The following is a 21101-nucleotide window of genomic DNA, read 5'->3' on the forward strand; positions in this document are numbered from 1 at the left end:
GCGCATCCGGTGGCAACGGATCGATCAGGGCTTGGCGGCCAGCGACGGCGCACCGGCAAAATCGCCACACCCATGGTACTGGCGCGCACCGACCGTCAGCATCGCCGTGGCCCCGAAGGCTTGGCCGCTCATATCGTCCTGGCACACGGTGCGCTGGAAGGTCAGCTTGACCGGGGTGCCATCCGCGGCGGTACCGGACCAGCCATCACGGCCCTGCGTGGGGCTCGGAATCTCGAGCTTGCGCTCGCCGTAATCCATCTCGATGTGCAGCGCCGGCGTCGCACCCGCACCGACCTGGGCCAGCCAGCCGGGCTCGTTCCCGGTCGCGCGGAACCCGCCCGCCGCATCGGCATCCGCAGTGGCCGTGGCATTGGCCGGCGGCGCTTCGCCGCCCTGCTCGCCGGTGCCGGTGCAGGTGCGATCCGGTTCGCCCTTGAGGATCAGGATCCCGTCGGTGGTGCCCTTGGTCCAGAATTCGTTGCCCTGCCCATCGCCGTACTTGGCACCGGACGCGGCCGGCTGCGACGACATCGCGAAGGTACGGTCACCCACCACCACCGTCGCCGAATCCTGGCCGCGGTAGGTGGCATGCACTTCCAGCTCGCCACAGCGGAACGCGTAGCTGCGCTCATCGGCCGTGGAGGCATCGAGGGGGGGCGGCGCTTCGCTGCCGTCGGCGGCGGGGCTGCTCTCGGTGGCCGGTTGGCAGGCGGCGAGTACGCCGGTAACGGCCAGGCTCAACAACCAGGGAGATGCGCGCATGAGGAACTCCTTGCGATAACGTCGACAACACTTGATCGTACCTGCCGCGCCGTGAGAACAGGTGAAGCGGCGCTGACCCCAACCGCCCTGCTGAACGCGCGGTTCAGTGCAGCGGTGGCGATGCAGGGAGCACGCACATCGACAGCAGATGCACGCCCGGCGCGGCGCTGCTGCGCGTCCAGACCCGTAGCAGGCGCATCGTGTGCAGGCGCCTGCCGTGCTCGCCATCGAGGTGGATGCGCAGCTCGCCGGTGACCAGCACCATCGCGCCGCAGGCGAGGTGCTCGGTCTGCTGCCGCTCGATCGCGGCGATGCGGATGCGCCGCGCGTTCCAGCCGGCCAGCAGCGGGGACGCATCCTGGCGCTGGCCAGCGTGGTCGGTCAGGAACAGCGCCGGCGACAGCAGCGCACGCACCTGCTGCGGCTGCCACTGGACCAGCGCATCCCAGAGCCGCGCCTCGGCTGCCTCGACGTGTGCCGGTTGCAGGAGCGCGTTCATGTGTGCACCCGCCATCGTCGCAGCGTCATGCGCCCACCGCGCACGCGCCGTGTCTCGTTCGCCGCCCCAAGGGCGGGCATCCATCTGGAGTTCTTCATCCGCAGCACAGGGCCGGAACACCGGCTGAAATCACGATGGCGGCAGTCTGCGCGGGCTCGGTGGGGTTTCGATGGAGGAAGTGTGGAGATACGATGGAGCACAAGCACCTTCCGGCCCTGCCCTGCATGCCCGCCTCCGATTCACCCGGCGCACCCACCGCGCGCTGGGATCATTCGCTCAACGCCCTGGTCCTGATTGTCGAGGACGAACCCGAGATCGCCGACATCGTCGCAGCCTACCTCGCGCGCGAAGGCCTGCGCACGCTGCGCGCGCAGGACGGCCTCGGCGCCCTCGCCCTGCATCGCAGCGCGCGGCCGGACCTGGTCCTGCTCGACGTGCAGATGCCGGGCATGGACGGCTGGACCGTGCTCAACACGCTGCGCCAGCGCGGCGATACGCCGGTGATCATGTTGACCGCGCTGGACCAGGACCTGGACAAGCTCACCGCGCTGCGGATGGGCGCGGACGATTACGTGGTCAAGCCCTTCAACCCGGCCGAAGTCGCCGCGCGGGTGCGCGCAGTGTTGCGCCGCACTTTGAATGCGCCGCGCCCGAGCGCACCGGAGATCCTGCGCGTGGGCAGCCTGGTGATCGATCCGGAGCACCACGCTGTGCATGTCGAAGGCGATGGCTACAGCCACGAACTGCTGCTCACCCTGACCGAATACAAACTGCTGCACTGCATGGCGCTGGCACCGATGCGCATCTTCAGCCGCAGCGAACTCATGCACGCGTGCCTGCCGGAAAGCGAAGCGCTGGAGCGCACCGTGGACAGCCACGTCAGCAAGCTGCGGCGCAAACTCGATGATGTCGGCCTGGCCAACGTGCCGGCCAGCGTGCGCGGCGTCGGTTACCGGCTGGCGGCGGACCATTGATGCGCCGCTCGGGCCTGAGCCGGCACATCGTGCTGTCGATGTCGATGATGGTGCTGGCGGTCATCGTGATGGTGATCCTCAGCTCCTACCTGCTGTATGCCGTGCTGGTGGCGTTCTACCCCGGTGGCGCCGCGGAGCCGGTCAGCTGGGTGCCCAGCGGCCCCGAGCTGGTCTGGATGGTGGGCGTGACCCTGATCGGACTGACCCTGGCCGTCGCTGCCTCGGTGCGCTTGTCCCAGCGCATCCTGACCCCGCTCAATGCGGTGGTGGACAGCATCGGCCGGCTTGCCGATGGCGACCTGGGCGCGCGCGCCGCGATCAGTGATCGCTCGCTCGGCGAAGTGGCGCTGCTGGTGGACGACTTCAACGCGATGGCGCGCCGGCTGCAGAACATCGAGGCGGACCGGGTGATGTGGCACGCGGCGATCGCGCACGAGTTGCGCACGCCGGTCACCATCCTGCGCGGCCGCCTGCAGGGCTTGGCCGAAGGGGTGTTCGCCCCGGATGAAGGCCAGTTCCGCAGCCTGCTGGCCCAGGTCGAAGGGCTGTCGCGGCTGATCGAGGACCTGCGGGTGCTGAGCCTGGCCGACAGCGCCCGCCTGGATGTCCGCCGCGCCCGCAACGATGTGGTGCAGGAAGTGCAGTCGGTGATGACCCTGGTCGACCCGGGCTTCCGCAGCAGCGGCTTCGTGCTGGAGCTGGAAACCTCACGCGAGGAGCATCCGGCGCATTGCGACCCGACCCGGGTCCGCCAGGCGCTGATGGCGCTGCTGGAGAATGCGCGGCGCTACGCCACGCCCGGCAGGGTCCGCATCGCCGTGCACGACACCGCCACCCACGTACAGATCGCCATCGACGACGAAGGTCCCGGCATCGATGCAGTGCTGCGTGAGCAGATCTTCGATCCCTTCCTGCGCGGTGATGGCTCGCGCTCGCGTCAGCGCGGTGGCAGCGGGCTGGGGCTGGCGGTGGTCAAGGCAATCGCCGATGCGCATGGCGGCCATGTGGCCTGCGCAGCCAGCACGCTGGGCGGCGCGCGCTTCGTCATCGAGCTGCCGCGGCAGTAACGCCGTCTTCCCGGGCCAGTTCGCGCATCCGCGCGCCAAGCCGGACCAGCGAGCTGTCGATCGTGGCCAGCTCGCGTTGCTGCCGCACCGGCAGGCGTTGCTTCAACTGCCGTTGCAGCGCCTTCCAGGCCGGCGCGCCCTGCGCACTCAGCTGCACGGCGGCCTCGGCGGCCATCGCGCGCTCACCGGCGGAGGGCAGGCCGTAGCCCCCACCCTTCACCAGGGCCGCCGGGCTGACCAGTTGGCCGGTGTCCTCGAGCAACGCGCGCAGCGTGTCGCGCGCCGCGGCATCGCCCGCGTCCGGATCGCCGAGCAGCCGCTTCAGGACATCGCGCGCACGCAGTTCCTCGCGGCGCAGTGCCGCCTGTTCCAGCAACAACAGGGCCGCCGTGACGCGCAGATCGCCCTGCTCCACCCAGCGTGCCCGCTCACTGGCCGGCTGCCGCAACCAGTCGCCGACGTTCGCCGTGCCCAGCGGCAGCTGCCGGCGGGCGACATCGAACAGCTGCTGGTAATGCGCTTCCGCCGACGCAAAGTAATAGCCCTGCCGGGTCGCCTGCCCCCGATCGTTCAGCACGCTGGCATCCGCCACGCCCAGGCGCTCCAGGCGGGTCAGCAGGCCGCGCGGGGTGAGCCGGTTCAAACCGGGCGACGCCAGGCGCGGCACGCCTTCCTGCAGCAGCTTGCCGGTCTCCACCGCGCAGTTGTTGCTGACGAACAGATAGCGCCCGTCGTAGCTCCAGTGCACCTGCGCGACACGCTCGAGCAGGCTGGCGATGTCCTGCTGATCCATCGCCAAGGGCACCGAGGACAGCCCCCGCAGCTCGAGCTGGGTGTATTCGTTGATGACCTGGTTGAGCGGCAGCACGAACAGACGCGAGGGATAGGCACCGGTCAGCCCGCGCCAGCTGGAAATCTGCACATCGCCGACGAAAGCGCGGTAGGACAGCACGCGGTGATGGGACAGGTCCATCCGGCAGGCCGGCCCGCGTGGTCGTCCCGGCGCGCAGATCACCAGCCGCAGCATGCTGTGGCCCCAGCGGCTCATCAGCTGGTCATTGCCTTCGGCGAGCAGGTAGTCGACGCCGTAAACCCGCGCCGGATCCAGCTCGAGCAGCGTCGCAGCGCCCGCCTCCTCTTCGGCCTGCATCAACGGCAGACGGGTGTCGCAGTCGACCGTGTGCGCGGTCGGCCCCAGATGGTCGGCGAACCACGCGGCGACGGCCGGTCGACGGCAGGCGTACCCGGGATCGAGCACCAGGTGCTCGGCGTTGACCGCCAGGAACTCGGCCGGGCTGGCACGCTCGTAATCATCGGGGCTGCGTCCGCTGAAGGCGTTGCCGGTGCGGCCGAGTTTCCACGGGCGTCGTTGCCAGCCGGCCAGATCGCGCAGGCGCGCGTCGCGTGACCAGCCGCCCTGCGGCGAACGGTCCAGCACGTGGGTCAGTTCATGGATCAGTGCCGCCTCGAGCGGGCGCGGCAATGGTTGATCCTCCTGCACGCTGTCGAGCAGTGCGCGCTGCAGGGTGATCGTGCCGTTGCGGGCACGGCCGTGCACATGGGCCGGCAGCGCGTCCGACCAGCGGACCAGGACCGGCTGCTGGAACCGTGCCTGCCACCCGGAAGGAAGGCGCGTGCGCACCTGCTGCAGGGCGCGCTCGGCGGCGACGATCTGCGCCGTGTTCAATCCCTGCGGCTGCAGTTCCAGCTGCAGCGCGGCGTGCGCCCAAGGCGCGGCCAGCCACGCGATCAGGACCGCCCAGCGCCAGCGGCGGACCTGACCGGCGGGTTGCATCAGCGTGCCAGCAGGGTCCTGGCCAGCGCCATGTCACTGGCCTGCTGCGCGGCACCCTGCTCGCGCAGGTGCAGCAGCGCCGCTTCCAGGCGTGCGCCACGGATGGCGCCGTCGCTGGCCACGAAGGCCGCGGCGTCATCACGCGCATCGAGCACGATCTTGTCATCGCCCGAGCTGGACGAACCGGCCGAGGACGCGCCGGATGCGGAGCCGGCGGAGCTGCCGGCAAAACTGGACGCCATCGCAGACAGCGGCAGGGCAAGCGCGGCAAGAAGCAGGATCGGACGCATCATCAGGGTGTCGTTCGTGGTGGAAAGCACAGAGCGTATAGGCTGCGTGAAATCCTGTCTTGTCTCAGAGGTCGAAGACCTTGCCGGGATTCAGCAGCGCTTGGGGATCAAACGCGCGTTTGACCGCCTTCATCAAGGCGATTTCCGCGACGCTGCGGGTGCTGTCCAGATAGCCCTTCTTGACCAGGCCGATCCCGTGCTCGGCCGAAATGCTGCCGTCGAACCGGCTCAGCACGCCGGCCAGGAGCTTGGTGACATGCTCGCACTGGGTCAGGAACTCGGCATCCGCGGTGCCGTCCGGCTTGAGCACGTTGATGTGCAGGTTGCCGTCGCCGATGTGTCCGAACCAGACCACGTCGAACTGCGGGTACGCCTGCCCGATCAGCGCCTGGGTTTCGGCGAGAAACGCCGGCATCGCCGAGATCCGCACCGAAACATCGTTCTTGTAGGGTTTGTAGCGCGCCACGGCCTCGGTGATGCCTTCGCGCAACCGCCACAGCTGCGCGGCCTGCGCATCGCTCTGGCTGACCACGCCATCGCTGACCCAGCCGTGCGTCATGCAGTCTTCGAAGGCGGCCATCGCGGCGGCTTCCTGGGCCTCATCGCCCACAGCGAACTCGGTCACCACGTAATACGGATGGACCTCATCGAACGGTGCCTGCGCACCGTGCGCCAGCACGTGCTCGAGCGCGCGGTCGGTGAAGAATTCGAACGCCTGCAGCTGCAGCCGTTCGCGGAATGCGGCAAACACCTGCATCAGCACCTCGAACGAGGGCAGCGCAAGCAACATCACGTTGCTGGCCGGCGGCGGGTCGGTGAGCTTCAGCGTCGCTTCCACGATGACGCCGAGCGTGCCTTCCGAGCCGATCAGCAACTGGCGGAAGTCGTAGCCGCTGGAATTCTTGATCAGGCCCTTGTTGAGCTCGACCCGCTCCCCGGCCATGGTCACCACCGTCAGCCCGGCGATCCACTCACGGGTATTGCCGTAACGGATCACGCGGATGCCGCCGGCGTTGGTGGCGATGTTGCCGCCGATCGAGCACGACCCGCGCGCGGCGAAATCCACCGGGTAGATCAGCCCGTGCTCGAGCGCCGTGTTGTGCACCGCCTCCAGCGGCATGCCGGCCTGCACGGTCAGGGTGCGGTCGACAGCATCGAAGGCCAACGGCTTGTTCATCCGTTCCAGGCTTAGCACCAGTTCCCCATGGGCTGCGACGGCGCCACCGGACAGGCCGGTCCGGCCGCCGGAAGGCACTACCGCCACGTTGCGGGCACTGGCCCAGCGCAGGATCGCCTGCACCTCCTCGACCGTGCCCGGCAGCGCGATCGCCAGTGGCGCCGGCGTCCAGCGGCGGGTCCAGTCGCGGCCGTAGTGCTCCAGATCGGCCGGATCGGTCTTCAGGCGCAGCCCGGGGCAATCGTGCAACAGCGAATCAAGGCGCGGATCGGTCATGGGGCGTCTGGCAGTGCCGGGGGAGCCCGCAAGCCTGCCAGCCGCTACCGGCCGCGTCCAGTCGCCAGGGCGTCGATCGCCCTCGCCAGCCCTACCCAGATAGGTGCATCTGAAACTGTCTGGGCGTCGATTGGCGCACCGCACCATCGACGTCGGCTTCTGGCATAGTTGGGGGCTCCCGCCGCCACACGTCGCACGCCGCCCATGTCGCCGAAAAAGACCTCGTTCCCGAAGCAGGATATCCGCGTACTGTTGCTCGAGGGGGTCAGCCAGACCGCGATCGACGTGTTCACCGCGGCCGGCTATTCGCAGATCGAACTGCACAGCAAGGCGCTGCCCGAAGACGAACTCAAGGCCCGGATCGCCGAGGCCCACATCGTCGGCATCCGCTCGCGCACGCAGCTGAGCGCGGATGTGCTGGTGCATGCCAAGCGCCTGATGGCGGTCGGCTGTTTCTGCATCGGCACCAATCAGGTCGACCTGGAGGCGGCGGAACTGGCCGGCATCCCGGTGTTCAACGCGCCCTACTCCAACACCCGCAGCGTGGCCGAGCTGGTGATCGCCGAGGCGATCATGCTGACCCGCGGCATCCCGCAGAAGAACGCCGAGTGCCATCGCGGTGGCTGGTCCAAGTCAGCGGCCGGCAGCCATGAAGTACGCGGCAAGACGCTGGGCATCATCGGCTATGGCCACATCGGCACCCAGGTCGGCGTGATGGCCGAGGCGATGGGCATGCAGGTGATCTTCCACGACGTGGAAACCAAGCTGTCGCTGGGCAATGCCCGGGCGGCGATCAGCCTGGACGACCTGCTGGCGCGCGCCGACATCGTGACCGTGCACGTGCCCGAAACCCCGGCCACGCAGTGGATGATCGGCGCCGATGAACTGGCGCGGATGCGCCCCGGCGCGCACCTGATCAATGCCGCGCGCGGCACCGTGGTCGACATCGATGCGCTGGATGCGGCGCTGCGCTCGGACCATCTCGGCGGCGCGGCGCTGGACGTGTTCCCGGTCGAGCCCAAGGGCAACGGCGATGCCTTCGTCTCCCCGCTGACCGCCCACGACAACGTGATCCTGACCCCGCACGTGGGCGGCAGCACGCTGGAAGCGCAGGACAACATCGGCGTGGAAGTGGCGGCCAAACTGGTGCGCTACAGCGACAACGGCAGCACCCTCTCGGCGGTCAACTTCCCGGAAGTGACCCTGCCCGAGCACGCCGAGAGCCTGCGCCTGCTGCACATCCACCAGAACGTGCCGGGCGTGCTGTCCAGGGTCAACGAGATCTTCTCGCGCCACAACGTCAACATCGACGGCCAGTTCCTGCGCACCGATCCGAAGGTCGGCTACGTGGTGATCGACATCACCGCCAGCGAAGCCCAGGCCGGCGCCGTGCGCGACGAGCTGGCGGCGATCCCGGGCACGCTGCGCACCCGCGTTCTTTATTAACAGGGACGGAGGTAGTTAATAACTACCCCCGTCCCTGTTAAATCACCCCGCCAGCCAGCGTTTGGCCATGCGCGGGAGGGAATCGTCGCCATCCGGGGTCTCGATCGCTGCGTTGGCCACGTCACGGATATCGCGCCAAGCCAGCGCGAGCGACTCTTCGCTGACCGCGAACTGCTCACTGCCCAGCGCCCGCACCACGTAGCGGGCGTCGTAATGCCAATGCCCGGGCACGTCCCTGCGTTCGGGGATCCAGTGCTTGTCGATGTCGAACAGTTCGCCATCCTCCAGCACCAGCGCGGTCAGCCCGGACTCTTCCTCGGCCTCCTTCAGCGCGACCTGGGCCAGATCGCGCTCGCCGTCGGCATGGCCGCCCAGCTGCAGCCAGCGGTCCAGCTTGCGGTGGTGAGTCAGCAGCACGCGCTGCCCGTCGGCACTGACCAGCCATGCGCTGCCGGTGAAGTGCCCGGCCAGGCGCTCGCGCAGGAACGGGTTTTCCGGATCGTCCAGCAATGTGCTGAATTCGTCAGCGAGCGCCGCGTCCCCGGGGTGTCGGCGGGCGTAGGCGTCAAGCTGACTGCGCAGGGCAGCGTCAGGAATGGCAATGGATTCGGGGTTCAACGACATGGCAGGCGCGGGCATCGTGCGGATTTGGCCGATTATCGCTCGGCCATGCTGCATTTGTGCTTGTACAGCGGCTTCAGCTTTGGCTAAGGTACAGCGGGCCCCGCACCGCTGGGGCGCCCAGTCGCCATCAGGGCGTGCGGCAATGTACCGCGCGCCTCACCTTTGTTCATTTAGGGAAGCACTGCATGCTGAAGTCTCTGTTGAGGGTCAAACCGGTCGCACCGGCACCGCACGTCGATGCCGGCGAGCCCATCGAAGGCAGCCTGGACGGCGAGCCCACACTGAAACGGACCCTCACAGCGAAACACCTCATCCTGCTCGGCATCGGTGCGGTGATCGGTGCCGGCATCTTCGTGCTCACCGGCCAGGCCGCGGCGAACCACGCCGGCCCTGCAGTGATGCTGTCGTTCGTGTTTGCCGGCTTCGCCTGCGCACTGGCCGGCCTGTGCTACGCGGAGTTCGCGGCGATGATGCCGGTCTCCGGCAGCGCCTACTCCTACTCTTACGCCACTCTCGGTGAGGGCATGGCCTGGTTCATCGGCTGGTGCCTGGTGCTGGAGTACCTGTTCGCCTCGGCCTCGGTCGCGGTGGGCTGGTCGGCGTACCTGATCAGCTTCATTACCACCACGCTCAACATGCCGTTCCCGGATGCGCTGAGCGCCGCGCCCATCGCCTGGACCGGCCATGAATTCATCTCCTCCGGCAAGCTGTTCAACCTGCCGGCGGTGCTGATCGTGGCGGCCGTCTCCGGCCTGCTGTACGTCGGCGTGACCCAGTCGGCCTTCGTCAACGCGATCATCGTGGCGATCAAGGTCACCGTGATCTGTCTGTTCATCGGTTTCGGTGCGGCGCATCTGGACCCGGCCAACTGGACCCCGTTCATTCCGGAGAACACCGGCGTGCCGGGTGAGTTCGGCTGGAGCGGCGTGTTCCGTGCGGCGACCATCGTGTTCTTCGCCTACATCGGCTTCGATGCGGTCTCCACCGCTGCCGGCGAAACCAAGGATCCGCAGCGCAACATGCCGATCGGCCTGCTCGGCTCGCTGGCCGTGTGCACCATCGTCTACATCATCGTCTGCGCCGTACTGACCGGCATGATGCCGTACCACCTGCTGGGCACCGACAAGCCGGTCGCCACCGCGCTGGAGCCCTACCCGACCCTGTCCTGGCTCAAGACCGCGGTGGAAATCGGCGCGATCGCCGGCCTGTCCTCGGTGGTGCTGGTGATGATGATGGGCCAGACCCGCATCGCCTACACGATCTCCCGCGACGGCCTGCTGCCGAAGATCTTCGGCAAGGTGCACAAGCGCTTCCGCACCCCGTACTGGAGCACGATCGTGGTGGGTGCCATCGCCGCCACCCTGGCGGGCACCGTGCCGCTGAACGTGCTCGGCGAGCTGGTCTCGATGGGCACCCTGCTGGCGTTCGCCACGGTATGCATCGGCGTGCTGATCCTGCGCTACACGCGCCCGGAGCTGGAACGGCCGTTCCGTGTGCCGCTGGTGTGGATCATCTGCCCGGTAGGCGCGCTCGCCTGTCTGTTCCTGTTCTACCAGGCGTTCGTGGTGCATTGGCACCTGTTCGTGGCCTGGACCCTGCTGGGCCTGTGCATCTACTTCGGCTACGGCATCCGCCACAGCAAGCTGAACAAGAAGTCCGCCTGAATGCTGCCGGGCCGGCCCAGTGCCGGCCCGGTCGTTTGATACGTCGCGCCTGAGAAGAATTCCAAACCATGTTCAAGCAACTGTGGGCCACCAAGCATCCGCACGCCGCCCATGAAGACGCCAACGGCCTGAGCCTGCGCCGTACCCTCGGCCCCTGGGGCCTGACCGCGCTGGGCATCGGCGCGGTCATCGGCGGCGGCATCTTCGTGATCACCGGCCAGGCCGCGGCCAACCATGCCGGCCCGGCGATCATGCTGTCGTTCGTACTGGCCGCGATCTGCTGCGCGTTCTGCGCGATGGCCTATGCCGAGTTCGCGGCGATGGTGCCGGTCTCCGGCAGTGCCTACACCTATACCTATGCCACGTTCGGCGAGCTCTCGGCCTGGTTCATCGGCTGGATGCTGGTGCTCGAATACGGCGTTTCCGCCTCGGCGGTGGCGGTCAGCTGGACCGGCTATTTCCTGAGCCTGCTCAGTCACTTCGACATCCATCTGCCGGCCGCGCTGGTCAGTGCGCCACTCGATGGCCAGCTGCGCCCGACCGGCGCCATCGCCAACATCCCGGCCGCCGTGCTGGTGCTGCTGCTGACCTGGCTGTGCTACGTGGGCATCAGCAAATCCTCGGCCATGAACATGGCGATGGTGGTGCTCAAGACCGCGCTGATCCTGCTGGTGATCGTGGTGGGCTGGAAATACGTGGATCCGGCCAACTGGACGCCGTTCATTCCGGAGAACGAAGGCCCGGGCAAGTACGGCTTCGATGGCGTGCTGCGCGGTGCGGCGATGGTGTTCTTCGCCTACATCGGTTTCGAGGCGGTCTCGGTGGCCGCGCAGGAATCGCACAAACCGCAGCGCGACATGCCGATCGGCATGATGCTCTCGCTGGTGATCTGCACGGTGCTGTACATCGCCATGGCGGCGGTGATGACCGGGCTGGTGCCGTACCAGCTGCTGGGCACGGACGAGCCGGTCGTGACCGCGGTCGCGGCGCATCCGCAACTGGGCTGGCTGCGCGTGGTCGTGGAAATCGGCGCGCTGATCGGGCTGTCCTCGGTGGTGCTGGTGATGGTGATCGCGCAGCCGCGCATCTTCATGATCATGGGCCGCGACGGGCTGCTGCCGCCGCTGTTCACCAAGATCCACCCCAAGTACCGCACGCCGCACATCAACACGGTGATCACGGGCATCAGCATCGCGTTGCTGGCAGCGGTGTTCCCGCTCGACGTCCTCGGTGAGCTGACTTCGATGGGCACGTTGATCGCGTTCGCGGCGGTCTGCGCGGGCGTGCTGATCCTGCGCCGCACCCAGCCGGACCTGCCGCGTCCGTTCCGGATGCCGATGGCGTGGCTGATCTGCAGCCTGGGCGTGCTCAGCTGCATCGCGCTGCTGACGGCGATGACGGCGCATAACTGGATGCTGATGGGCTTCTGGACGCTGGGTGGTTTCGCGATCTACTTCAGCTACGGTTATCGCCATAGCCGCTTGCGCAAGTAGTGCCGGCCGCTGGCCGGCTCCACGTGCACCCAAAGCGCTCATGAGGAGCCGGCCAGCGGCCGGCACTACCGCCGAGCGCGCGAAATCGATGGAAGCGCCGTAAAATAGCCCCATGAGCACCCCCACCTTCCCGTACGACACCGCGCGCCTGAGCGAACTGGCCCAGCTGCTGATCGACAACATCCGCGAGCTGGCCCACGCCGGCTGGACCCCGGCCACCAGCAGCAACTTCTCCCACCGGCTGGATGACCGCCATGCCGCGATCACCGTCTCCGGCAAGGACAAGGGCCGGCTGGTGGAGGACGACATCATGGTGGTGGATTTCGACGGCAAGGCCGTCGGCCGCCCGCTGCGCCCCTCCGCCGAGACCCTGCTGCACACCCAGCTGTACCGCCGTTTCCCGGAGATCGGCTGCGTGCTGCACACCCATTCGCCGGTGCAGACCATCGCCTCGCGCCTGTATGCACCGCAGGGCCACATCCGGCTGGAAGGCTACGAGCTGCTGAAGGCGTTTCACGGCAACAGCACCCACGAGATGGCGGTCGATGTGCCGGTGTTCGCCAACACCCAGGACATGGACGTGCTCTCGGCCCAGGTCGATGCCCTGCTCGACACCCAGCCGCTGTGGGGCTACCTGATCGACGGCCACGGCCTGTACGCGTGGGGCCGCACCATGGCCGAGGCGCGCCGCCACATGGAAGCCTTCGAATTCCTGCTGCACTGTGAGCTGGAACTGCGCAAGCTGCGCGGCGGATCGCGCTCAGATTCCTGAAGAGAATCTGTATTCCGCGCTTCGGCATCAGTGCGTCGCCCCCACCCCGGCGCCGCACTGGTACCCTTTCTTTCCCCTCTTCGCCTCGATGCCGCCGCCATGAGCCGACTCCGCATATTTGATGACACCGCCCCGGATGTCCCGCTGTTCGACAGCCGGGATGGCGAGGCGATCGCCGCCGAACTCAAGCCGATCGGCGTCACCTTCGAGCGCTGGCAGGCGGCCCATGAGGTCGCGCCGGGTGCCAGCCAGGACGAGGTCTTCGCCGCGTACAAGGTCGATATCGACCGGCTGGTTGCCACGCACGGCTTCAAGAGCGTGGACGTCGCGTCGATCGCACCGGACAACCCGAACCGCGCCGAGCTGCGCAAAAAGTTCCTGGACGAGCACTTCCACAAGGAAGACGAGGTCCGCTTCTTCGTCGCCGGCTCCGGGCTGTTCACCCTGCACGTGGACGGCAAGGTCTACGAGATCGAGTGCGTCAAGAACGATCTGATCGCCGTGCCCGATGGCATCACCCATTGGTTCGACATGGGCGAGGAGCCGAGCTTCGTGGCGATCCGCTTCTTCACCGAGCCGGATGGCTGGGTCGGCCATTTCACCGGCAGCGACATCGCCCAGACCTTCCCGCGTTACCACCCCGCACAGCACCAGGCCGACTGATCCATGCCGCATCCGACCGTCATCCTCACCGATATCGAGGGCACCACCAGCAGCATTTCGTTCGTCAAGAACGTGCTGTTCCCGTATGCGCGCAAGGCGCTGCCGGCATTCGTCGCCGCGCATGGCCAGGAGCCGCAGGTGCGCCGCTGGCTGGACGCGGTGGCGGTCGAGATCGGCGGCGCCTGCCAGGACAGCCTGATCGTGGAAACGCTGCAGGGCTGGATCGACCAGGACCGCAAGCACACCGCGCTCAAGGCGCTGCAGGGCATGATCTGGGAAGCCGGTTACCGCAACGGCGACTACAAGGCGCACTTCTATCCGGAAGTGGCCGCCGTGCTGAAGGGCTGGCATGCCGAGGGCAAGCCGCTGTACGTGTATTCGTCCGGTTCGGTCCCGTCGCAGAAGCTGTTTTTCGGCTTCAGCGAGGCCGGTGACCTGACGGGGCTGGTCTCGGGCTGGTTCGACACCGAAGTCGGCGGCAAGCGCGAGGCGGACAGCTACCGCCACATCGTCGAGGCGATCGGCGTGCCGGCCGCGCAGATCCTGTTCCTGTCCGATGTGGTGGAAGAGCTGGATGCTGCGCGCGAGGCCGGCCTGCAGACACGTTTGATCGACCGCCTGGACGATTACCCGCTGCCACGCAGTGGTGAGGCCACGCACGGCCACGACCGCGTCGAGAATTTCCAGCAGATCACGCTGTAACCGGGTAGATCCACGCGGCTCCATGGGGCGCCAATCCAATGAACGCATCGCCATGTGGAGAGCGGCTGCCGCCGGGCACGTAGCATGATTCATGCGTGGATGCCTTCCGCGCGATTGCGGCACCCAGCCTCTTCATCCCCAAGCGATGGATAGCTGGTCCGGGCGGTCCAACGGGATGAGGACCGTTGTGCCGCCCGACGAGGTGGCTCGAACGCAATCCTCCTCCAGCGCCAGGGCGACGAACGGGTCCGTTCGGCTCAGTACCAGCAGCCAGATCAACCTATTGGTCGCGGCCTCGCTCACTGCGATGAAGCCATCTTCACCTGCGGCGCAGCACTCGCCACAGGTGATCAGCGTGTCTGTCGACAGCGTGATGGCACTCAGTATTGCCAGCCCCTCACAACCATGGGCGCCCACCTGCCACGCATCCGACGCCGGAATCCATGTCTTCTCCATCACCCCCGGGTGCTGCTCGGACGTTTCGAACAGGCAGTAAAATCCATTCGCGAAAGCAAGTGAATCCCGACGGGGATACGCTTCTTCCTGCCACCTGCTCTGGATGATGCGTTGGTCTGCTGCAAACACGTGCGTGGCCTGGTCAACGATACGTTGGAGGATAGCTCACGCGCCGCACGCGCTGGCCAGCTCCCGCCGCTACAGGGCGGCGGTTGTATCGACCAACGAGGTGAGCCTCAGCGCCTTCTGCAGCGTCGCCAGATCCGCATCGGCGCGCAGCCGGATCGTCACCACCTTGCCTGGCACCAGGTCCAGTGCGTTGTCGTCGAGCGTGGCATCCCGCCCATCGAACGCGATCCACAGTGCACGCACCAGCGTGGGCGAGCGCAGCGTCAACACATAGCCGTCGCCGTCGGCGCGCAATGCGCTGTCGATGGCCGGCCGTGACAGCGCCAAGGCCTTGGCCGGCACGAAATACACCACCTGCTGCGACAGCCGTTTCCCGCCGTCGAACAGCTCGACCACCGCCACGGTGCGGGTCGGATCGGCCCCCTTCAACAGGTCGGCATCGGCAAATCGCCCCACCTCCAACGCGGACAACGGCGGCAGGGCCGCGGCATGCCGCTGTTCACTGCGCAGCGTGCCATCGAGATCGATCACGCGCAGCCGCCATGTCGCCTGCAGGCCCTGCTGGCGATCATTGAGCAGACTCACCCGGGTGGTGCCGTCGTCGCGCAGCGCCGCCACCGCGTGGTCGGCGAAGAAGCGCCGGGCGTGGAAATGCAGCGCCTTCCAGCGTCCAGCGTAGTCGATGCTCGACCACGACGCCCCGGGCCACACATCGTTGAGCTGCCAATACAGCGAGCCCATCGTGTACGGCCGTGAGGCACGGTGATGCAGGGCTGCGAGCTGGATGCCGTCGGCCTGCATCACCTGGCTCAGGTACACGAATGCCGGGAAATCACGGGGCGTGCCGTACTCCTCCTCGATGTACTTGAGCAGGCGCTGGTTACCCTCGCCCGCCATGAATTTCTGGTGCGCGCGCACCGTCGGGCTGTCGACCTGCTGCTCGTCGGCGGGAATGACGCCGTCCAGCGTGCGCAACACCGGCCAGGCCTGCAGCCCATACTCGGACATGAAACGCGGGGTTTCGCGCAGGTAGGCGGTCACCGGCAGCGCCGGATTGCCCCACACCTGCCAGTAGTGCTTGTCGCCGCGGGTGGAATCGTTGGCCTTTTCGTCCAGGTCGTTGCCCGGTGAGCTCGACCAGTACGGCACGCCCAGTCCCTCCTCGGCCACCACCTGGCGCAGATCATTGCCGAACAGGTCCACGTAGCCCTGCCAGACCTTCGCGGCGAACACGGGATCCGCCGCCGTCAGGTCACGGCCATGGCCCCAGTCCTTCCACGCGGTCTCTTCTTCGTTGTTGCCGCACCACAGTACCACGCTGGGGTGATGGCGCAGGCGCCGCACGTTGTCGCGCGCTTCGCCGACCACGTTCGCGCGGAACGCCGGATCGTAGCCGGGCTGCATGCCGCCCCCGAACATGAAGTCCTGCCAGACCAGCAGGCCCAGCTCGTCGGCGATGTCGAAGAACACGTCGTCTTCGTAGTAACCACCGCCCCAGTTGCGCAGCATGTTCATGTTGGCATCGCGCGCCGCGGTCAGCTCGCGCCGGATCCGAGCCTCGTCCACGCGCGCCGGGAACATGTCGAACGGAATCACGTTGGCGCCCTTGGCGAAGATCGGCACGCCGTTGATCACGAACGCGAAGCTCTGGCCACCGTTGCGGTCCGCCTCCCGCCGCAGTTCGACGGTGCGCAGGCCGGTGCGCTGCTCGATGCGGGACGCATCGGCGGTCCCCGATGCCAGGGTGGCGCGCACGGTATAGCGCGCCTGCTCGCCCTGCCCGACCGGCCACCAGCGCCGCGGATTCTGCAGCGCCACCGGGATCGTGATGCGGTTGTCGCCCGCCTGCAGCATCGCCCTGCGGTCGATGCGCGCCACGCGCTTGCCGTCCGGATCGAGTACCTCCAGTTGCACCGCGGCGGTGCCCGCCGCCGCACTCTCCACCTCGACCGCGACCTCAAGGTCCGCGCGGGCCGCATCCAGGGCACGGGTCTGCACGGCCACCGCGGTCAGCCGCTGCGCGTCCCAGCTCTCCAGCCGCACCGGCCGCCAGATGCCGGCGGTCACGTAACGCGGGCCCCAATCCCAGCCGAAGTGGTAGCCCGGCTTGCGCACGAAATTGCCCACCATCGCGTCTTTGGGTTCATCGCCATAGGGCGAGGGATAGTTGCCGGCGATCTTGTGCGGCATCGCCTGCACGTCCGGCAGCAGCGTGCGGATCGGCGAGCGCAGCACGATGCGCAGTTCATTGCCGCGGGCGCGCAACCGGCCGTCGACCCGTGCACGCCAGGTGCGATGGCTGTTGTTCGCCTGCAGCAGCGGCTGGCCGTTGAGGGTGACGGTCGCGAACGTATCCAGGCCTTCGAACGCCAGCTCGGCATGTGCGCGCGCCAGCGTCGCCGCATCCACATCGAACTGCGCACGGTATTCCCAGTCGGCCAGGCCGATCCACTGCAGGCCGGCCTCGGGGGCGCCAACGTACGGATCGGGAATCTGTCCCTGTGCCAGCAGGTCGGTATGCACCGCGCCAGGCACCTGCGCGGTGCGCCAGCCGGCCAACTGTGGATGGGCGCGCAGCTGGGCATCGCCGGGCAACAGGCGGAAGCTCCACTGGGCCTGCAGCGGCGCTGCCGTCACCGGCAGCACCCACGATCCCACCAGCAGCAACAGCAGCCAGCAGGCCGCACGGACGACACGGAAATGACGCATGGCAGCCTGCCTCGTTGTTGACCCGCTTATGCCGGCCGGCTCTCGGCCGGCACGTTCAGACACCCACTGGCGATCCGACGATCAACGCACCACGTTGAGCACTTCGTAGCAGGCGCCCATGGTGTGGTAATCGGTCTTGCCCGCCGGGCTCTTCTCGTCGCTGTACTTGCGGTTGTCCGCATCCAGGATGCGATACCAGGCGCCATGGCGATGATCGATCATGTGCTGCCAAGCGTAGCCCCACAACCTGTCATACCAGTCCCAGTACACGGCGTCGCCGGTGCGCTTGGCCAGCAGCGCGGCGGTGGCCAGCGATTCGGCCTGCACCCAGAAATACTTGTCGTCATCGCAGACGCTGCCATCCGGCGCGAAGCCGTAATACAGCCCGCCGCGCCCGGCGTCCCAGCTGCGTTCCACCGCGACATCGAACAGATGCCGCGCCGTCGGTACCAGCCAGTCGGCCTGCACGTGGCGATCCAGGATCAGCAGCAGCTTGGCCCACTCGGTCTGGTGGCCCGGCTGGAAGCCCCACGGGCGGAACAGGTGCTTGGGGTCGTCGCGGTTGTAGTCCCAGTCGATCTGCCACTGGGGGTCGTAGTGCTCCCACACCAGGCCATCGCCCTGCGCCGCCTGGCGACGGGTCATGTGATCGGCCAGCAGCAGCGCGCGATCGAGATAGCGCTGCTCACCGCTCGCCTCGAACGCGGCCAGCATCGCCTCGCACATATGCATGTTGGCGTTCTGGCCACGGTAGTCGCTGAAGTGCCATTCGGCGTCGGCTTCGTCCTTGTACAGGCCGAACGCCGGTTCCCAGAAGCGCGCTTCCAGCAGCTGCCAGGTCTCGTCCATCCACGACCTCGCTTCGCCGATCCCGGCCTTCAGCGCGCAGCTGTAGGCCAGCAGCACGAAGGCCACGCCATAGCAGTGGTTGGTGGCATCTTCGACCACGCCATCGCGCAGCGTCCACGCATAACCGCCGGTCGCCGGGTTGCGATGCACCTCGCGCAGGTAGCGCAGACCATGCTCGACCGCCGCCAGGTCCTCGGGCTTGCCGAATTCGCGGTAGGCCATCGCATGGTTGAACACGAAGCGGGTGCTGCTGACCAGATGACGGTGGCTGGCGTCATACACGCTGCCATCGTCACGGTAGTAATGGAAGAAGCCGCCCTTAGGGTCGATTTCATGCGGCTGGTAGAACGCCATCGTCTGCGCGATGTGGGCGCGCAGGAACGCGGGCGAGCGGAAGTCGGGGGTCGGCGGAACCGGCGTGGTCATGCGGCGTCATCCTGTTGTTGCTGCAGCAGTTGCTGGACTTCATTGAGGCTGGGCATCGCGGCGAAAGCGCCCTTGCGGGTCACGGCCAATGCACCGACGGCCGCGCCGAAGCGGATCGCCTCCACCAACCCGGCGGGGTCCTGGCAGAACGCGGCGAAACCGGCGCCGTCACCGCCGCGCTCGCCGATCCCGAACAGCAGGCCGCCGACGAACGCATCGCCGGCCGCGGTCGAATCGACCGTGGTGACGCGGAAGCCGGTGAGCACGCCGTGGGCGTGGCGGGTATGCCAGCGGATCGGTGCGGCGCCGTCGGTGATCACCACCGCCTGGGCCTGCGCGGCGAGCAGGCGCTCGACCACCGCGGCATCACCGCCGGGCACCGAGGCCGCCAGGTACTCCAGTTCCTCACGCGAGAGCTTGACCAGGTCGGCCAGCGACAGCGCTTCCCACAGCCGCGGCAGCGGGTCGACACCGGTCGGCCACAGCGCCGGGCGCAGGTTGAGATCGAGGCTGACCATCGCACCGGCCTGGCGGGCGCGACGCATGCCCTCCAGCGTGGCATCGGCGATCTCCGCCTCGGTCAGGCTGTTGGAGCACACGTGGAAGCTGCGCGTACCGTCGAAGCAGTTCGGGTGGAAGTGCGCGCTGCGGAACAGCAGGTCAGCCGCCGGCGGGCGGTAGAAACTGAAACTACGCTCGCCGCTGGCATCCAGCGCGACGAACGCCAGCGCGGTCTTGGCCGCGTCGGTGCGCACGATGCAGTCGGTCGCCACGCCGGCACTGGCCAGGCTCTCGGCAAGGAAGTCGCCGAACATGTCCTGGCCGAGCATGCCGGCGAAATGGGTATCCGCACCGAGCCTTGCAGCCGCTACCGCGACGTTGGCCGGTGCGCCACCGGCGTACTGCAGGAAAGCACGCGGGGTGTCCGGGGTGGCCGGCGGTTGGGCAAGTAGATCGATCAAAATCTCGCCGAAACAAACAATCTTGGACATCGTGGCCTCAAGCTCCCTGGCGGAATCCGACGGCCGGGCGCGAACCGGACAGGCCGTAGAAGATGATGTAGCCGTAGCAGAGCAGCGGCAGGATGAAGGACTCATGCAGCCCGATGCTGTCGGCCAGCAGGCCCTGCAGGTACGGCACCACCGCGCCACCGACGATGGCCATGATCAGCAGGCTGGAGGCCTTGTTGGTCAGCGTGCCCAAGCGTTCGATGCTCAGCGCGAAGATGGTCGGGAACATGATGGAATTGAACAGACCCACCGCCACGATCGAGTACAACGCGACCTGCCCCTGGCTGAGCATGGTCAGCGCCAGCAGTGCGACGTTCATGCCCGCGAACAGGGTAAGCAGCACGCGCGGCGAGAACCGGGTCATGATCGCCGAGCCGGCGAACCGACCGATCATCGCCAGCGTCCAGTACGCCGAGACGTAATGGGTGGCTTCCTTCTCGGTGAAGCCGCCGATGTTGGGCAGCGACAGGTAGTTGACCAGGAAGCTGCCGATCGACACTTCCGCACCCACGTAGAAGAAGATCGCCAGCACGCCGAACAGCACGTGGCGATGGCGCAGCGCATCCATCAGGGTGTGCTTGCTGGTATCGGCCTGCTCGGTGGTCTCGGTCAGCGCCGGCAGGCGGAACAGATAGACGAACACCGCCAGCAGGAACAGCGCCACGGCCAGGCCCACGTACGGGCCCTGCACGGACTGCGCTTCCTGCACGCGGTAAGCGATCTGCTCGGCGGCCGGCAGCGCGCCGATCTCGTCGGCACTCTTGACCGTGTTGCCCAGGATCAGCAGCCCGCCGAAGATCGGCGCGATCGCGGTACCCAGCGAGTTCAGCGCCTGGGCCAGGGTCAGGCGGCTGGAGGCCGTCTGCTCCGGGCCAAGCAGCGCCACGTACGGGTTGGCCGCGACCTGCAGCACGGTGATGCCGGTGGCCAGCACGAACAGGGCGCCCAGGAAGGCTTCATACACGCGCAGTTCGGCGGCCGGCCAGAAGCCCAGCGCACCGACCGCGGCAATCGCCAGGCCGGCCACGATGCCCTTCTTGTAGCCCAGATGCGCGACCAGCCGGCCGGCCGGGAGCGACATCAGGAAGTACGCACCGAAGAAGGTGAACTGCACCAGCATCGCGCGGGCGTAGTTCAGTTCGAACACCGCCTTCAGATGCGGGATCAGGATGTCGTTGAGGCAGGTGAGGAAGCCCCACATGAAGAAGATCGTGGTCGCCACGGCCAGCGCGACACGCGTGTTCACCACGGGCGCAGCGGAGGATGAGGATGGGAGGCGGGGCGTAGGAGAGATGGGCATTCAGGTACGCGCCTCAGT

19 protein-coding genes are annotated in these 21101 nt (G+C 67.4%); 8 read left to right on the plus strand and 11 right to left on the minus strand.

The features are described from left to right. Window positions 1-24 precede the first annotated feature (24 nt). The gene (locus tag ABE424_RS06380; RefSeq protein WP_346479429.1) at window positions 25-762 is read right to left on the minus strand and encodes an MliC family protein; all 738 of its coding nucleotides are present in this window, start codon (window positions 760-762) and stop codon (window positions 25-27) included. A gap of 103 nt (window positions 763-865) precedes the next feature. Next, on the minus strand, window positions 866-1261 hold the full coding sequence (locus ABE424_RS06385) for a nuclear transport factor 2 family protein (RefSeq protein ID WP_346492122.1): 396 nt from the start codon (window positions 1259-1261) through the stop codon (window positions 866-868). A 224-nt stretch (window positions 1262-1485) separates the two neighbouring features. Between ABE424_RS06385 and ABE424_RS06390 the strand changes: the two genes are divergently transcribed. Both ABE424_RS06390 and ABE424_RS06395 read left to right on the plus strand, forming a co-directional pair. Continuing rightward, window positions 1486-2235, plus strand: a complete 750-nt coding sequence (locus ABE424_RS06390) for a response regulator (protein WP_346489004.1) — start codon at window positions 1486-1488, stop codon at window positions 2233-2235. Further along, window positions 2235-3302: an ATP-binding protein gene (locus ABE424_RS06395; protein WP_346492121.1), complete on the plus strand. Its 1068-nt coding sequence runs from the start codon at window positions 2235-2237 to the stop codon at window positions 3300-3302. The genes ABE424_RS06390 and ABE424_RS06395 overlap by 1 nt, the downstream gene beginning before the upstream one ends. Here the strand turns inward: ABE424_RS06395 and ABE424_RS06400 are convergent. From ABE424_RS06400 to ABE424_RS06410, 3 genes are all read right to left on the minus strand, one after another. After that, window positions 3280-5097, minus strand: a complete 1818-nt coding sequence (locus ABE424_RS06400; protein WP_346492120.1) for a DUF4105 domain-containing protein — start codon at window positions 5095-5097, stop codon at window positions 3280-3282. The two genes, ABE424_RS06395 and ABE424_RS06400, sit on opposite strands and share 23 nt — an antisense overlap. Further along, window positions 5097-5390 (minus strand): DUF2388 domain-containing protein, encoded by a 294-nt coding sequence (locus ABE424_RS06405; RefSeq protein WP_346492119.1) that lies wholly within the window; start codon window positions 5388-5390, stop codon window positions 5097-5099. The genes ABE424_RS06400 and ABE424_RS06405 overlap by 1 nt, the downstream gene beginning before the upstream one ends. Window positions 5391-5451: 61 nt before the next feature. Then, the gene (locus tag ABE424_RS06410) at window positions 5452-6840 is read right to left on the minus strand and encodes an FAD-binding oxidoreductase (protein ID WP_346492118.1); all 1389 of its coding nucleotides are present in this window, start codon (window positions 6838-6840) and stop codon (window positions 5452-5454) included. Between the two features lie 204 nt (window positions 6841-7044). On the opposite strand from ABE424_RS06410, the gene serA reads away from it, so the two are divergent. Next, entirely contained in the window at window positions 7045-8286 is a 1242-nt protein-coding gene (gene serA / locus ABE424_RS06415; RefSeq protein ID WP_346492117.1) for a phosphoglycerate dehydrogenase, read from the plus strand. 42 nt (window positions 8287-8328) lie between these two features. Here serA and ABE424_RS06420 read toward each other — a convergent pair whose 3' ends face one another. Continuing rightward, window positions 8329-8910 carry an NUDIX hydrolase gene (locus ABE424_RS06420; RefSeq protein ID WP_346492116.1) on the minus strand — a complete coding sequence of 194 codons (582 nt, stop codon included), beginning with the start codon at window positions 8908-8910 and terminating at the stop codon, window positions 8329-8331. Window positions 8911-9095: 185 nt separating this feature from the next. Between ABE424_RS06420 and ABE424_RS06425 the strand changes: the two genes are divergently transcribed. From ABE424_RS06425 to mtnC, 5 genes are all read left to right on the plus strand, one after another. Next, window positions 9096-10574 carry an amino acid permease gene (locus ABE424_RS06425; protein ID WP_346492115.1) on the plus strand — a complete coding sequence of 493 codons (1479 nt, stop codon included), beginning with the start codon at window positions 9096-9098 and terminating at the stop codon, window positions 10572-10574. Window positions 10575-10642: 68 nt separating this feature from the next. Beyond that, the gene (locus tag ABE424_RS06430; RefSeq protein ID WP_346492114.1) at window positions 10643-12067 is read left to right on the plus strand and encodes an amino acid permease; all 1425 of its coding nucleotides are present in this window, start codon (window positions 10643-10645) and stop codon (window positions 12065-12067) included. 112 nt (window positions 12068-12179) lie between these two features. Further along, window positions 12180-12839, plus strand: coding sequence for a methylthioribulose 1-phosphate dehydratase (locus ABE424_RS06435; RefSeq protein ID WP_346490960.1), 660 nt, complete (start codon window positions 12180-12182; stop codon window positions 12837-12839). A gap of 99 nt (window positions 12840-12938) precedes the next feature. Beyond that, on the plus strand, window positions 12939-13502 hold the full coding sequence (locus tag ABE424_RS06440; protein ID WP_346470538.1) for an acireductone dioxygenase: 564 nt from the start codon (window positions 12939-12941) through the stop codon (window positions 13500-13502). A gap of 3 nt (window positions 13503-13505) precedes the next feature. Next, window positions 13506-14204 carry an acireductone synthase gene (mtnC, locus tag ABE424_RS06445; protein ID WP_346490959.1) on the plus strand — a complete coding sequence of 233 codons (699 nt, stop codon included), beginning with the start codon at window positions 13506-13508 and terminating at the stop codon, window positions 14202-14204. A 132-nt stretch (window positions 14205-14336) separates the two neighbouring features. Here the strand turns inward: mtnC and ABE424_RS06450 are convergent, their stop codons facing one another. From ABE424_RS06450 to fucP, 5 genes are all read right to left on the minus strand, one after another. After that, complete coding sequence (locus ABE424_RS06450; RefSeq protein WP_346490958.1) at window positions 14337-14789, minus strand: hypothetical protein; 453 nt, start codon at window positions 14787-14789, stop codon at window positions 14337-14339. A gap of 69 nt (window positions 14790-14858) precedes the next feature. Beyond that, the gene (locus ABE424_RS06455; RefSeq protein ID WP_346490957.1) at window positions 14859-17498 is read right to left on the minus strand and encodes a glycoside hydrolase family 2 protein; all 2640 of its coding nucleotides are present in this window, start codon (window positions 17496-17498) and stop codon (window positions 14859-14861) included. Between the two features lie 81 nt (window positions 17499-17579). Further along, window positions 17580-18773, minus strand: coding sequence for an AGE family epimerase/isomerase (locus ABE424_RS06460; protein WP_346490956.1), 1194 nt, complete (start codon window positions 18771-18773; stop codon window positions 17580-17582). Then, window positions 18770-19765 (minus strand): carbohydrate kinase, encoded by a 996-nt coding sequence (locus ABE424_RS06465; RefSeq protein ID WP_346490955.1) that lies wholly within the window; start codon window positions 19763-19765, stop codon window positions 18770-18772. The genes ABE424_RS06460 and ABE424_RS06465 overlap by 4 nt, the downstream gene beginning before the upstream one ends. Window positions 19766-19772: 7 nt before the next feature. Beyond that, the gene (gene fucP, locus ABE424_RS06470; protein ID WP_346478072.1) at window positions 19773-21083 is read right to left on the minus strand and encodes an L-fucose:H+ symporter permease; all 1311 of its coding nucleotides are present in this window, start codon (window positions 21081-21083) and stop codon (window positions 19773-19775) included. Between the last annotated feature and the right edge of the window lie 18 nt (window positions 21084-21101).

Source organism: Stenotrophomonas sp. TWI1149 (genome assembly GCF_039673155.1).
Classification (GTDB): Bacteria; Pseudomonadota; Gammaproteobacteria; order Xanthomonadales; family Xanthomonadaceae; genus Stenotrophomonas; species Stenotrophomonas maltophilia_AA.